We start from the raw sequence: 14,118 nt of genomic DNA, 5'->3' as shown, positions 1-14,118 counted from the left end.
AACCAATGCTCTTGTTAACAATGGTACAGTGTAAGTATAATGTGTATATTAAAAGTGTGAAAGTACGCACTTTTAATATACATAGTGTTAAAAAGTATACTATTAGTTATTCTATATAGAAGTGGAGGTGAAACAAATGTCACGTATTCAGGAAAAAATGTTTAACTGTGAAAAAGAATTAACGCTTTATGTTATTGGTAGTAAATGGAAAATATTGATTTTGTGGCATTTAAGAAAAGAGGGAACGAAGCGATTTGGTGAGCTGAAGGCTCTTATGCCGGGCATTACTCAACGATGCTTGTTAACCAATTACGCGAGCTAGAAGAAACCTCATTGTTGAACGAAAAGTCTATCCTGTTGTTCCGCAAAAAAGTGGAATATTCATTGACCGAACAAGGAAAAAGCTTAATGCCAATACTCAATTCCATGTATGAATGGGGTAAAAATTATATGGAGAATGTGATGGATACTCCTGCCAATAAAAGTGCGTCTATTAAATAGCAATCGTTCTAAAAAGAGGGGATTTAAAAAAAACCACAAGTAGACTTTTAATAAGTCAAGACTTGTGGTCTTTTTATTTGCAATGATCCAGTGCATAAAGGAAATAAAGGAATACAATCTGGAAAAAGGTAAATAATAATCCTGTAAAGGATTTTAGCTGAACTGTTTTATAGTAAGGAAACATGAATAATACATATTTTCAGGTGAGATGATGAAACAATTTGTTGAGTATGTTTTTTTAACTTTGGGGGCGTCAATCGTTGCTATGGGATTAGAAACGATGTTAGCACCAAACGGGCTAGTAGATGGTGGTGTAACAGCGTTATCGATTATGGCCAATGCTTTATGGGGAATCCCAATTTATGTTGTATTTTTGGGCTTAAATATTCCTATCTTAATTTTTACAGCTAAAGAAGTGGGTAAAACCTTTGTAATTAGAACTCTATATGCAAATATCATTACTACCGTTGGTTTAGTACTATTTAAATCGATTCCTCCTATTACTAAATCTGAAGTTCTAATTGTTTTATACGGTGGGGTAATCTTAGGAGTTGGGATAGGAATCGTTGTAAAATTTGGCGGTGCAATAGATGGCACTGAAATGCTGGCGATTTGGTTTAACCAACACTATCGATTTCCGATTGCCTCATTTTTATTAGTCGTAAATGCTTTCATATTTACGATTGCGGCGGTTGTCTATACATTGGAACAGGCCATGCTTTCTCTAGCAGTTTTTTATATAGTGACGAAAATGATTAATTATGTTTTAGATGGATTAAATCATGGAAAATCTGTCATGATCATTTCAGAAAAACCTGATGAAGTTGGAGATAGTATTATCAATCATTTAAATATCAGCATCACATTTTTATATGGAGAAGGCGGTTTTTTAGGGGAAAGAAAGAAGGTTATTTATTGTATTACGAACAGGTTTCTTTTTTCCAAATTAAAAAGTGTCGTTTTAGCAGCAGATCCATCAGCTATTATGGAGGCGTCCTATGTTTGTGAAACATCTGGTATAGATAGGTCGCTTATACAACCGAAAGCAAATCCTTCTAAATAATAAAGCTTAATATTTGCTTATATTAATTAGCCTCATGTCGATACTTGTGTATATCGCCCGTTATAAACCAATCCTCAAAGCTTTGATAAATGAATGTGCAAACGACAAGGGCAAAGAGTCAGCAGTAAGCAAAACATTACAACGAGTCGTGAACCCAAGGATATTCCTTTATTTATCATGAGTCGATAAAACTATTATTTAAATAATGACTCCAAGGTAATTTTGAAAGATCTTCGTAAATAACGAAGATTTTTTTATTTTAAATCCTCTAATTGAAAATCTCACAACACCATATGGTATATAAAAGTATACTAAGTATATTTTTAAACATTATATAATAAAAAAGTGCGTACTTTTAATTATTTGTTGTAGATATTATACTAATATCAATGCAGCAACCAATCTTTTTTAAGCGGCAATTGTTAAGATGAAAAGGGACATATACCATTAGGCCTTTTAACAGGGGAATGAAGAATTCTCCTTTGTATTTTGAAAATAAAATCGGATTTAGGATAAATCTAATCTTTCTAAACTGTAACAACTTCCAATACAGTTGTTAGGTGGAAGTTATACGCATTATTAATGAATGCAGAAAGGAATGAAACGATAAGTGGAAGGAAAAAAGCAAAACATCGAAAAGTTTGCGAAAGATGTTTAACGATCACTACAAATGATTAATGTCCTCAATGTGGCTATGACCATTTCCGGAAAGTCATTTTCATGGTGCAAGTTGGGTGAAATAATCAAGTGTATAAAGCGGATGCAGGGTAGCGAAAGTCTTCAAACATTTAGATCGTAAAAAATTTGATGTGCCTTATATGGTTACCATAACCAACAATTAATCAAGTATTAGAGTAGGTACCTACCTTTTCTATTGCAAAATGTTTTGAAAAATGGAGGAATGAAAAGTGGATTCTATGACCTTTGTTTTGTTTGGAGCAACGGGTGATTTGGCCAAAAGAAAAATTTATCCGGCTCTTTTTAATTTGTTTTTAGATAAAAAGATGCCCCAGTCATTTTCAATTATTGGGTTAGGCAGGAGAGAACTATCGGATGGTACATTTCAAACAAATGTAGAACATTCATTAAGAACATTTTCTAGACGCTTTATCGAAGATAAAGCTAAATTAAAAGAATTTATCGACGCGTTTCGTTACAGCCAATTAGATGTAACGGATGTGGAAGGGTATCAAGAACTGCTTAATTTGGTTCAGAGGCGTGAACGGGAGTTAAACATTCCTGAAAATCGATTATTCTATCTGTCTGTTGCACCCGAGTTTTTCGATGTAATCGCCTCTAATATTAAAGAAAGCGGATTGGGAACGACCAATGGATGGAAACGCCTGATTATTGAAAAGCCGTTTGGGCATGATATGGTTTCCGCCCAAGATTTAAATCAAAGGCTACGCAAATCTTTTAGCGAAGAGGAAATTTACCGGATAGACCATTATCTTGGCAAAACAATGGTTCAAAACCTCGAAGCATTGGCATTTACCAATCCTGTACTTCAATCCTTATGGAATAATCAGCACATAGCCAATATACAAATAACGGCTAGTGAAACGGTTGGAGTAGAAGATAGAGCGGGCTACTATGATCAAGCCGGAGCCATCCGGGATATGTTCCAGAATCATATGCTGCAAATGTTGATGATGACGGCCATGCATTTACCAAAAACGACAAGTGCGGCAGATATCCGGAATGAAAAGAGAAAGGTGATGGAATCATTGCGGCCTTTGCAGAAAGAGGATGTCGGTTCTCAAGTTGTCCGTGGCCAATATAGTGCCGGAGAAATGAATCATGAGCCAGTGGTTGGATACAGGGAGGAACCTGGGATTGATTCTTCCTCTGTCAATGATACTTTTGTTTCCGCCCGTTTATGGATTGATAATGATTTTTGGGGTGGAGTTCCTTTCTATATCCGTACAGGAAAGAGAATGAAGGAAAAGTCGACACGTATCGTCATAGAGTTTAAAAATCCAGTGAAGGAATTGTATGGATCCAATCAACAAACGGAACCAAATCTATTAATTGTCAATATCAATCCCAATGAAGGGATATCGTTGCAATTAAATAGTAAGAATCCGCTAAAAAACGGGAAAATTGAGCCTATTTCAATTGACTTCTCAACAGGAGCAAAAGACATACCCGAAGCTTATGAACTCTTAATCTTTGATGCATTACGCGGTGACTCGACATTCTTTGCCCACTGGAATGAAGTGGAATTATCGTGGAATTGGGTGCAGCCAGTTTTAGAAGCGTTTGAGGAAAACACAGTCCCCTTACATTTGTATCGTTCAGGTTCGATGGGGCCGGGTGCTTCGGATGAACTTTTAAAAGAGGATGGGTTTTATTGGTGGGAATACCAAGGGTCTAAGTATAAGATGATTTCAAAAGATCAATCAGTAAAAGCATTAAAAATACCATAACAACACGAATAGTACAGGAGGACAAGAGGATGCAAGTTGGATTAATCGGCTTAGGGAAAATGGGGTTAAACTTAGGGAAAAATCTAATTGACCACAACTACGAAGTAGCCGCCTTCGATTTAAATGTTAATGCTGTAGAAGAAATCAGTAAGTACGGTGCTATAGAAACATCGAGTTTTACGGAACTTATTAAAATCCTGGACGGACCCAGAATTATCTGGATCATGGTTCCGCACGCTGTTGTCGATTCAGTTATAAATGAGATCACTCCATACTTGAGTAAAGGCGATATCATAATCGAAGCTGGTAATTCTCATTATAAGGACTCCATTCGCCGCTACGGCCAGCTAAAGCAAGTTGGTGTAAGCTTTATGGATGTTGGTACATCCGGGGGAATGGAAGGAGCGCGTAACGGAGCTTGTTACATGGTCGGCGGGGATGCAGAAGTTTGGAGTATGGTTGAACCCATATTTCGAGACACAGCGGTAGAAAAAGGATATTTATATGCTGGTCCAGCAGGCAGCGGCCATTTCTTAAAAATGGTCCACAACGGAATCGAGTATGGGATGATGGCTGCGATTGGCGAAGGATTTGAAGTACTGGAGAAAAGTGAGTTTGATTTTGACTATGAAAAAGTGGCAAGAGTATGGAATAACGGTTCAGTCATTCGTTCATGGCTCATCGACTTAACAGAACGTGCATTTTCTAAAGATGCAAACTTAGAACAAATCAAAGGAACCATGCATTCTTCAGGAGAAGGAAAGTGGACAGTGGAGACGGCCTTGGATCTGCAGGCAGCTACTCCAGTGATCGCCATGTCTCTTTTGATGCGCTACCGTTCTTTAGATCATGACACCTTTACAGGGAAAGTGGTTGCTGCCCTTCGGAACGAGTTTGGTGGCCATGCAGTTGAAAAAAGCAATTAGGTTAATATGGGATGGATTTTAGTAAACAAGATGATTATATATTAAAACAATCCGCAAGGTGAAAAAGGGAGTGAAATCATGAACGTAATGGATGCAAAAATCATTAGTACCAAATATGGTTTGGAGACGTATTTAGACGTTGTCAAAAGTGTTGATGTAAGAGAACTACATTATCCTACAGAGACAGAACCCTTTTTTGAAATCACAGTAGGGATAGAGTATTTTCTATTAAAAGAAGAAAGATATTATGACAGTAGAAAGAATTATTTTCGCATCCGTATGGATTCCGATTTTGGTTCCGTAACGCTCGTAGAAACAAAAACGGAAAGTTTATTTGCAGTGAAAAATGCAGGCGAGAAAGACGCAACAAAGAACCTTGTTGGAGAATGGCTTATAAAGACCCAGGCTTTCAAACAAGTTATAAATGAACTGATTGTTCAAAAGAAAATGGAAGACGTACAAACAGAGGGGGATATTCAAGCAGTATTAGGGACCATAAGGTTCTTGGAGAAATTACTCGAAATCGAAGCAGAAGATATAGTAAGCACCATTGTTGAGGGAGAACCTGAGTTTGTTCATTAGTAACACTTAAGATGATGGGAAACACTTATGACGTACTCAATTTTTAAAAAATGGATAAGGGAATCTTAAAGTTGCTAATTTCACCACAGAAAAGGAGAATTTACACATATGAATCGATTTACTATTCCGAGAGATGTTTATTTTGGAGAAGGATCCCTAGAAGTTTTAAAAACCCTTGAAGGGAAAAAAGCGACGGTTGTTATTGGCGGTCAATCGATTAAAAAATCCGGTTATCTCGATAAAATCCAAACTTATTTACGAGAGGCAGGCATTGAGACGCAACTAATCGATGGTGTTGAAAACGATCCATCTATTACAACCGCTCAAAACGGCGGCAAGAAGATGGAAGAATTCCAGCCGGATTGGATCATTGCTGCCGGCGGCGGATCTCCGCTTGATGCGGCTAAGCTGATGTGGATTTTTTATGAAAACCCCGAACTGCCATTTGACCAAATCAAGGCTCCAAATGTACTGCCAACATTGCGTGAAAAAGCTCGCTTTATTGCCATTTCAACTACTAGCGGAACAGGCAGTGATGTATCTCCATTCTCCGTTATTACGGACTATGATAAGGGAGTGAAGTATCCGGTTTTTGGATATGAAATTACGCCTGACATTGCAATCGTTGATCCTGAACTGACGTATTCCATGCCTGCTTCGATTGTAGCCTATACGGGGATGGATGCATTGACACATGGCATTGAGGCATATGTATCCACCCTGCACAACTCTTTTACTGATCCGCTGGCCATGCAGTCGATAAGGCAAGTGGTAGAAAATATTGAAAAATCCGCAGTAGGTGACAAACAGGCAAGGGCAGAAATGCATTATGCCCAGGCCATAGCCGGCATGGCCTTTTCCAATGGATTTTTAGGAATTGTCCACAGCTTAGCCCATAAGAGCGGAGCCATTTTTGAAATTCCGCACGGTACAGCAAATGCACTCTACTTGCCATATGTGATTGATTATAATAGAAAGGTGGAAAGCTCAAGATATGCGGATATTGCAAGGATGCTTGGTTTAACCGGAAATACGGATGACGAATTGATTGACTCGTTAACAGACCTCATCCGTCGTTTAAACAAATCTTTGGATCTGCCATTAACACTAAAGGAATTTGGTGTGGGAGAAGCAGAATTTGAAAAACACCTGAACCAGATGGCAGCAGGAGCGGTTGAGGATCCTTGTACTCCATCCAATCCACGAGAAGTATCGGTGGAGGATATGAAAAAAATCTATATTGCGGCTTACAACGGAGATAAAATCAACTTCTAATGAAGATAATCAGAACATGGCACAGAAATGAATATTTTTACTTCTGTTTGTCATCGAAAGGAAGTGAATGAGCATGAGTAAAAAAATTGCTACACTTATAACAAACCTATTTGAAGATGTGGAGTACACTGAACCAGCACAAGCCTTTAAAGAAGCTGGTCATGAAGTTATCACGATTGACAAACAATCAGGTAACGAAGTAACTGGTAAAAAAGGCACAACCGTAAAAATTGATAAATCCATTGATGAAGTTCATCCTGCAGACTTTGATGCGTTGCTTATCCCTGGTGGATTCTCTCCCGATTTATTGCGTGAAGACGATCGTTTTGGTGAATTTGCAAAAGCATTTATCCAAGATGGAAAACCTGTTTTTGCCATTTGTCATGGACCACAAGTGTTAATCGATACAGACCTTTTAAAAGGTGTCGACATCACTGGCTATAAATCCATTCGTAACGATTTGAAAAATGCTGGTGCAAATTTTAAAGACGAAGAAGTTGTCATCAGCAAAAATATTGTAACAAGTCGAGAACCAAAAGATATTCCAGCATTCAATCGTGAATCACTAAAACTTTTAGCTAAATAACAATGGTGATGTAAAAACTTAAATATATCTAACTTGCGGATTCTTTAATCAGAATCCGTAAGTTGGTTAAACAAACGTATGAATAAAGGAGGAATTGCGTTGTAATTAAAAGGAAAAAGAGTGGTTGTTTTAGGAGGTACATCTGGTATTGGTTTAGCCGCTGCTAAGGCGTTTATCGATGAATCCGCTCAAGTCATTATTGCTAGCCGTTCTGCTTCAAAATTATCTGACGCAAAAGTGAAGCTTGGTGGTAACGTAGAGGGCTATGAAATCGACTTTCGCAGCGAGGAAAAGGTTGCTGGCTTTTTCAAGAAGGTTGGAAAATTTGATCACCTAGTGGTTACTGCAGGTGAAGGCGCAATGGGTCACTTTAGCGAACTGCCTGTTGCAACAGTAAGAGAGGCTTTTGATAGTAAGTTCTGGGGGCAGAATATTTCGGTTCTTGCTGCTCTTCCATACTTGAATAATGAAAGTTCTATTACATTAACTTCTGGTGTATATGGTGTGCGTCCTCCTCAAGGTGCAACGACTCTAGCTTCCATTAATTCAGCAATCGATGGATTAGTACGAGGACTTTCAGTAGACCTGGCACCTATCAGAGTAAACGTGGTATCACCTGGTATCGTTGACACTCCTCTTTACGGCGGAATGCCAGAAGATGAAAGACAAATTATGTACCATGGGATTGCTAAGCAATTACCTGTTGGACGTGTTGCTAAACCTAAAGATATAGCTGAAACCTATGTTTACTTAGCGAAAAATGGGTTTACAACTGGCACATCGGTTCTTATCGATGGAGGAGCTCATTTGATCTAATCCATTGATATCAAAGTCGATTGATAAATTGATTTAGAATAGAAGTGGTGAGGTTGACTCAAAGTGTCAGACACTTACAGACCATCCTCACTTTCTTTGTTTTTTTGCACAGACGGAAGCAGAAATGGCCATATCATGCAATAAAGAATGGCTTTGTTGGTTACGGAAATTCTAAATATATGCGTAGTTTATACGAAGAGACGTTAACATTCTACTTCTATGATACCCAAATACATAAAAGAAAGGGTCGAGCCTAATGGATGAAAAGAAAAGAGCGGAAATTAAAAATGCATTAGCCAAACACGTGGTAACCCTACCTGACGGCACTTCTTTACCTAGTTTAGGACAAGGAACATGGTACATGGGGGAAAATCCCCAAGTGAGAGACAAAGAAATAAAAGCCTTGCAGCTCGGCGTAGAATTGGGCATGACACTTATTGACACTGCTGAAATGTACGGAAATGGCGATTCTGAACGCTTAGTTGGCGAAGCCATTAAAGGACGCAGAAATGAAGTCTTTTTAGTCTCAAAAGTGTATCCCCATCATGCAGGTTTAGATATGATTTCAAAAGCATGTGAAAACAGCTTAAAACGACTCGGAACAGACCACTTGGACTTATATCTTCTCCACTGGAGAGGACGTGTTCCTTTAGAGGAAACAATTGAAGGAATGGAAAAGCTACGTGAAGAAGGGAAAATTTTAAGATGGGGCGTCTCTAATTTTGACACGGTTAATATGGAAGAGCTATGGAATACCACAAATGGAAAAAATTGTGTAACGAACCAAGTGCTATACCATTTAGGTTCAAGAGGAATCGACTTCGATCTCTTACCATGGCAGCGTGAACATAACATGCCAATCATGGCCTACAGTCCCCTTGCTCAAGGAGGCTCTTTAATAAGACAGCTTTTAAACGATCCAGCTATTCATGATATTGCTGACAAATACAATGTCCAACCATTACAAATCGCTCTTGCTTGGACCATCCGTTCGAATAACGTCATCTCTATTCCAAAAGCGGTTCAAGATGAACATGTTTTAGCAAATGCTGAAGCAGCAACAATTGAGTTTACTGAAGAAGATCTCAGTAGAATTGATCAAGTATTTCCTAAACCTACTAGGAAAATGCCATTGGATATTATTTGAAAATTCACTTTAAAGAGGGAATATTGTTGGAGTTGCTGACAATCTAATAGGAATTTCAAAAAAACTGTGTAGAATTTATTCCATACAGTTTTTTTATCGGGGAAATTTAATACCCTTTTGGACGGCAAAGCCTAATCGGTTGTAGTCCCGCGATGATAATGAATGATTTCCAAATCATGTTGCGAGAAGGTGTAGTAAGTAGCAAGTTCTCTTTCACCATTGGGAGGTACCATCCATTCTAATCGTTGGTCTGTTGTAAGAAGTTCTTTTCCTCGCAAGGTATTTGCCCCTTTCTTTGATTTTCATACTCTTTACACGTCGATAAAAGGTATTTGGCTTTAAATCAAGACGCTTCATTAATTCTGTCGAAGTAATAAATCCAGATTTCCACTCATCATAAACCTGCATGAAATCAGCATTGATCTCGTACTTACGTCTCCCGAATTCACTCCCTTATTCTTAGCTACTTCAATTCCTTCAGCCTGCCGTTGTCTATTTTTAATTTAGGATTAAAAATTCGGAAAATATTTAAATTTTGGTCAATATCGACGATGTGATTTGTAAATAACTACTTTTTGTACCGATTGGTAGGTACAAATTAAAACGTAAAAAATGTTCTTCTTGTCTTTTAACGAAGTGTTTGCGATACCCATCGAGTAAAAGCATACGTGAATAGGCAAGATATATATGCAATTAATATATTGAAGGAGTGTTAATTATGGCTGATATGAAAATAAATGTGAATGCAATTTGGGATGGTGGGGTAACAGGGGATGGAACCCTTAAAGCGGAGTATCTTGATACAAAAATCGCTATTCCAACATCATTAGGAGGTAGTGGTAACGGAGCAAATCCAAAAGAGGTTCTCGTTGCTTCTGTAACAACTTGTTATGCAGCAACACTAACATTTGTGCTTGAAAGCAGAAAACTTCCTGTGGCGGAACTTACAGTGAACTCTGAGGCAAGTATATCTGATAATGAGTTTAAAATTATCCATTATCCTCACATCGTTTTAACTGCTGGCGCGACAGAAGAACAAATTCAATCTGCACAAAGAGCGACAGAAGCAGCAGATAAAGGGTGCGATGTCGGAAATATATTGAAAAAAGCAGATGTTAAAATTGAAGTTCAAGGTAAAGTTTCTGTGAAATGATATGATTCACCCAAAGATGTAGAAATAATCACTTTTTTGTTCAAATTTATCGATCTTCCACAATCGAGGCATTATCTACAGTATGGAAAAAAGCCCAATTTCTCAATTTAATGCTGAGAAATTGGGCATTTTAATATTAGTATTTCCTTAACGTTGTAAATTTGCGTTTTGCTGGTGGTCCCCTTTATAAAAAATAAAAAGGAGCTAGTGTTATGCAGTTACCTGAAGACTTTAAAAATTTTTTAGGCATAAACTTAGCTACTATCCCCATGTGCATCATTCGCATGGCAAAGGATTTACCCATAAGCACGGATCTTCCTGCACCCGCTACAAAAACTTTCTTTGATTCAAGAATCCCATTAACCAGTTTTTCAGCTACTTCGTTAGCTATTAAGTCTACTGAACGATTTTGCTCTTTTATGATTTCAGCTAAATATTGAGAAGTCTGCATGATGGATATTAGCCTTGTTTTACTAATTTTTGTATTTGGGCAGCTGTCCCTTTAATATCAGCTTGTCCAGTGATACCTCCACCAACAATGACAAGGTCAGGTTGTGCTTTAATGACTTCCGGAAGTGTATCTAATTTTATGCCGCCTGCTACAGCAGTTTTTGCATTTTTTACAACACGTTTAATGGTTTGAAGGTCCTCAAAAGAATTTTTTCCAACAGCTTGAAGATCGTAGCCAGTGTGCACACAGATGTAGTCGACGCCAAATGCATCCACTTCTTTAGCACGAGTTTCAAGATCTTTCACAGCGATCATATCAACAAGGATTTTTTTGCCTTGATTTCTAGCTTCTTCAACAGCCCCTTTGATGGACATATCTTCAGCTGCACCAAGAATCGTGATGATATCAGCGCCGGCTTCAGATGCTTTCATCACTTCATAACCGGCTGCATCCATAATTTTTAGGTCGGCTAATACTTTCAAAGAAGGGAAAGCTTCTTTCATTTCTTTAACAGCCCTAAGCCCTTCATTAATAACCACTGGTGTACCGATTTCTACGATATCAACATATTCCTCCACTTGTTTAACCAATTCAATACCTTCTTGAATGTTTACTAAATCCAGTGCCAATTGTAATTCCATTTATCCTTCACTCCTAATAGTATGTTTTAGTTTGTTGCACAGTAAGTATGTCCCTCTGGCACTCAATCATTGCACAGCAAGAAATTCATATCTACTGTACAATGTATCGTATACTAAGTATAATATTTTTGTAAGTACGCACTTTAATTTTACATAGTGTTAAAAAGTATACTATGTGATTTAGGATTTATATTTGGAGGTGATTTGAATGACAAGGCTACAGAATAAAACATTCAATTGTGAGAAGGAATTGACCCTTTCTGTTATTGGGGGGAAATGGAAGATGCTTGTTTTATGGCACCTAGGCAAGCAGGGGACCAAGCGTTTTGGTGAACTGAAGGCTCTTATGCCGGGCATCACTCAAAGAATGCTCGTTAACCAGCTTCGAGAGCTGGAAGAAGATCTTATTGTTCATCGCGAAGTCTATCCAATTGTACCTCCCAAAGTGGAATACTCTCTGACAGAACAAGGAGAAAGCCTGATGCCGATTCTTGATTCGATGTATAATTGGGGTAAAAATTATATGGAGAATGTCGATGGGGGCCAAGTAAAAAGAAAAGAGGATATCAAGTAGAAAAACTATCCCTTCTTTCTTATTCAAAGATGTTTTCTCCTTTTTCTTTACCTTGATATGGTCACGTATCAAATTAAGGTAGAGAAAAGCACAACATTTAATAATCAGTTATTAAAAGCCAAGGTTAGCGATTTTTGTATAGTCGCTGACCTTGGCTTTTTCACATGCACCCGGCATTGGTGCAATTCTCTAGCCATGGTGGTGTACGGTTAGCTTAATGAAGGAGTGTCTACTCAGAGGGGAAAACCTTTTCGTTTTTGGGGATATTATACAAAGACCCGGTAATTAGTATACTTTATTACACTATGTATTTTATTGATACTATTTAATTATAAAGTGCGTACTTACACAAAAAATATACGTAATATACTAATTTAGCACAAAGAATTGTAAGTTAAGGGAAGGCTATAACAAGCATGAAAAACAAACTCATGAGAACATCAAAAGTCTGTCAATGGTGATAGATCTTTAAATAAATCAGTATCTCCATAATTAACTTCTATAATGAAATGAAAATAGATGAATCTTAATAAAAGGGCTTGGAGCAAAAGGTACTGTTACATGAAGTGATTAATTTTCATGTACTTAATTTTGTATGCTGTTGCGTTAACAAAACTTATAAAGAAAGGAGGTACCCATGGAAATGTTCAAAACAAATCAACGAAGGGTTTGTGAAAGATGTTTAACAATCACTACAGATTAATGAAAAATGTCCAAAATGTGGCCATGCTCAATTAAGGGCTGTCATCTTTACCCTACAAGCTGGGAGAATTAAACTAGTCTTACATTCAAAAGTAGGATAATGCATATAGGGGTTCCGGTAGCAAAACGCGGAAAACATACCCTAAGCAAAATTCGACATCAAAAAAGCCGATTTTCCTACTCTAAGGAAGTTCGGCTGTTACTTTTGGATTTACCGTTATATATTGCTTGATATAATCTGGTTACGCCTTCTTTTATTTCTTCATTTTTTGATGCCCAAACCCTAAAATAATTCGATTAGGATGTTTCCCTTTTTCTATAGTATGATTTTCTACTGGATAAATTTTAACTCCAAACTTTTCGATTTCTTCTAGTAACTCTTTTAAAAAATGGGAATCTTTCCATTCAACAATTAGGTGTAAACCTGTTATATAACCGAAAATATTAACCTTATTCGAAAACGTTGTTTTTAAACAGTGAATAAGGAAGTTTCTTCGTTTTTTATAAATCTTCTTCATCTTTGTAATATGTCGCTCCAAATAACCTTCATCAATAAAACGGGTAAGTGTAAGCTGGTCCAAGGAGGGGGTATATAGATCCGAAAACCATTTTAGCCTGCGACATTTTTCAATAAGGTGTGAAGGAAGAATTAAATACCCCATTTTGAGGGCTGGTGATAGGATTTTACTAAACGAACCAATATATATAACACACGTTCTGGCTCTAATCCCTGTAATGAACTAACAGGTGGACCTTCATAAACCCACTGTCACAATCATCCTCAACAAGATAGCAATTTTTTTCGTGAGTAGTTAATCAATTGAATCCGTCGTTGAATCGGTAACGTTCCTCCTAACGGGAACTGATGGGAAGGGGTAAACTTCGGATTTTTATTTAATGGCAGCTGAGATGTCTTTAGGAAAATATAACCTTTTTACTTTTCTTGTTCGTTATAAATCCGTACTTACCTGACGGTACCCCAACATGAAAAGCTTTTGCCCTAGACTCCTGCTAAACCCGAAATTACTCATATCACTAATGAACGATAATTTTGTACAGAAAGTCAATACTTTTTTCCTGCCCTGTTCCAGCACATAATTTATGTGGAACCTCATCACTTTCCTCTATAAATTCCTGTGCACTTCTACACTTGTTAATCTATTTTACAATATCATCCTGAGAGGGTTTACTCTTTGACTCAATAAAGACTGCTTCAAAACGTTGTTTACAAGGATCCCAAACGAAGCAACAGAATCCATCTACATTGTATCG

At 37.5% G+C, this 14,118-nt stretch carries 10 protein-coding genes and 5 pseudogenes; 11 read left to right on the top strand and 4 right to left on the bottom strand.

Annotation, left to right across the window (positions count from 1 at the left end):
- Positions 1–136: 136 nt before the first annotated feature.
- From QUF86_RS28085 to QUF86_RS28045, 9 genes and pseudogenes are all read left to right on the top strand, one after another.
- Positions 137–399 (top strand): annotated as a pseudogene (locus tag QUF86_RS28085) (winged helix-turn-helix transcriptional regulator); the annotation flags it as partial.
- A gap of 313 nt (positions 400–712) precedes the next feature.
- A complete protein-coding gene (locus tag QUF86_RS28080; RefSeq protein WP_289336455.1) occupies positions 713–1,564 on the top strand; it encodes a YitT family protein in 852 nt (283 codons plus the stop codon).
- 908 nt (positions 1,565–2,472) lie between these two features.
- Positions 2,473–3,993 carry a glucose-6-phosphate dehydrogenase gene (zwf, locus tag QUF86_RS28075; RefSeq protein WP_289318549.1) on the top strand — a complete coding sequence of 507 codons (1,521 nt, stop codon included), beginning with the start codon at positions 2,473–2,475 and terminating at the stop codon, positions 3,991–3,993.
- Between the two features lie 29 nt (positions 3,994–4,022).
- On the top strand, positions 4,023–4,919 hold the full coding sequence (gnd, locus tag QUF86_RS28070) for a phosphogluconate dehydrogenase (NAD(+)-dependent, decarboxylating) (protein WP_289318548.1): 897 nt from the start codon (positions 4,023–4,025) through the stop codon (positions 4,917–4,919).
- 78 nt (positions 4,920–4,997) lie between these two features.
- Positions 4,998–5,501, top strand: a complete 504-nt coding sequence (locus tag QUF86_RS28065; RefSeq protein WP_289318547.1) for a hypothetical protein — start codon at positions 4,998–5,000, stop codon at positions 5,499–5,501.
- A 108-nt stretch (positions 5,502–5,609) separates the two neighbouring features.
- Positions 5,610–6,776: an iron-containing alcohol dehydrogenase gene (locus tag QUF86_RS28060; protein WP_289318546.1), complete on the top strand. Its 1,167-nt coding sequence runs from the start codon at positions 5,610–5,612 to the stop codon at positions 6,774–6,776.
- Between the two features lie 73 nt (positions 6,777–6,849).
- On the top strand, positions 6,850–7,362 hold the full coding sequence (locus tag QUF86_RS28055; protein ID WP_251540064.1) for a type 1 glutamine amidotransferase domain-containing protein: 513 nt from the start codon (positions 6,850–6,852) through the stop codon (positions 7,360–7,362).
- A 117-nt stretch (positions 7,363–7,479) separates the two neighbouring features.
- A pseudogene (locus QUF86_RS28050) lies at positions 7,480–8,178 on the top strand (SDR family oxidoreductase); the annotation flags it as partial.
- Between the two features lie 256 nt (positions 8,179–8,434).
- Entirely contained in the window at positions 8,435–9,325 is an 891-nt protein-coding gene (locus QUF86_RS28045) for an aldo/keto reductase (protein WP_289318544.1), read from the top strand.
- A gap of 117 nt (positions 9,326–9,442) precedes the next feature.
- On the opposite strand, the pseudogene QUF86_RS28040 reads toward QUF86_RS28045, so the two are convergent.
- A pseudogene (locus tag QUF86_RS28040) lies at positions 9,443–9,603 on the bottom strand (DUF4158 domain-containing protein); the annotation flags it as partial.
- Between the two features lie 440 nt (positions 9,604–10,043).
- Between QUF86_RS28040 and QUF86_RS28035 the strand changes: the two are divergent.
- The gene (locus QUF86_RS28035; protein WP_289318543.1) at positions 10,044–10,478 is read left to right on the top strand and encodes an OsmC family protein; all 435 of its coding nucleotides are present in this window, start codon (positions 10,044–10,046) and stop codon (positions 10,476–10,478) included.
- Positions 10,479–10,734: 256 nt separating this feature from the next.
- Here the strand turns inward: QUF86_RS28035 and QUF86_RS28030 are convergent.
- Together QUF86_RS28030 and hxlA are read right to left on the bottom strand one after the other, a co-directional pair.
- Positions 10,735–10,929 (bottom strand): annotated as a pseudogene (locus QUF86_RS28030) (6-phospho-3-hexuloisomerase); the annotation flags it as partial.
- Between the two features lie 8 nt (positions 10,930–10,937).
- The gene (hxlA, locus tag QUF86_RS28025; protein ID WP_289318542.1) at positions 10,938–11,570 is read right to left on the bottom strand and encodes a 3-hexulose-6-phosphate synthase; all 633 of its coding nucleotides are present in this window, start codon (positions 11,568–11,570) and stop codon (positions 10,938–10,940) included.
- Positions 11,571–11,778: 208 nt separating this feature from the next.
- Here hxlA and hxlR point away from each other — a divergent pair, with 208 nt between their 5' ends.
- Positions 11,779–12,144: a transcriptional activator HxlR gene (gene hxlR / locus QUF86_RS28020; RefSeq protein WP_252433468.1), complete on the top strand. Its 366-nt coding sequence runs from the start codon at positions 11,779–11,781 to the stop codon at positions 12,142–12,144.
- Between the two features lie 879 nt (positions 12,145–13,023).
- Here the strand turns inward: hxlR and QUF86_RS28015 are convergent.
- Positions 13,024–13,765: pseudogene (locus QUF86_RS28015) on the bottom strand (aminotransferase-like domain-containing protein); the annotation flags it as partial.
- Positions 13,766–14,118: the final 353 nt, after the last annotated feature.

Source organism: Peribacillus sp. NJ11, from assembly GCF_030348405.1.
Lineage (GTDB): Bacteria > Bacillota > Bacilli > Bacillales > DSM-1321 > Peribacillus.
The sequence above is the reverse complement of the archived record's forward strand: the minus strand, read 5'-3'. Positions and strand labels throughout refer to the sequence as shown.

Excerpts from the sequence above, each read along its gene's own strand:
- QUF86_RS28080 (WP_289336455.1), top strand. The coding sequence starts at position 713 with ATGAAACAATTTGTTGAGTATGTTTTTTTAACTTTGGGGGCGTCAATC.
- gnd (WP_289318548.1), top strand. The coding sequence starts at position 4,023 with ATGCAAGTTGGATTAATCGGCTTAGGGAAAATGGGGTTAAACTTAGGG.
- QUF86_RS28065 (WP_289318547.1), top strand. The coding sequence starts at position 4,998 with ATGAACGTAATGGATGCAAAAATCATTAGTACCAAATATGGTTTGGAG.
- QUF86_RS28060 (WP_289318546.1), top strand. The coding sequence starts at position 5,610 with ATGAATCGATTTACTATTCCGAGAGATGTTTATTTTGGAGAAGGATCC.
- QUF86_RS28055 (WP_251540064.1), top strand. The coding sequence starts at position 6,850 with ATGAGTAAAAAAATTGCTACACTTATAACAAACCTATTTGAAGATGTG.
- QUF86_RS28045 (WP_289318544.1), top strand. The coding sequence starts at position 8,435 with ATGGATGAAAAGAAAAGAGCGGAAATTAAAAATGCATTAGCCAAACAC.
- QUF86_RS28035 (WP_289318543.1), top strand. The coding sequence starts at position 10,044 with ATGGCTGATATGAAAATAAATGTGAATGCAATTTGGGATGGTGGGGTA.
- hxlA (WP_289318542.1), bottom strand. The coding sequence starts at position 11,570 with ATGGAATTACAATTGGCACTGGATTTAGTAAACATTCAAGAAGGTATT.
- hxlR (WP_252433468.1), top strand. The coding sequence starts at position 11,779 with ATGACAAGGCTACAGAATAAAACATTCAATTGTGAGAAGGAATTGACC.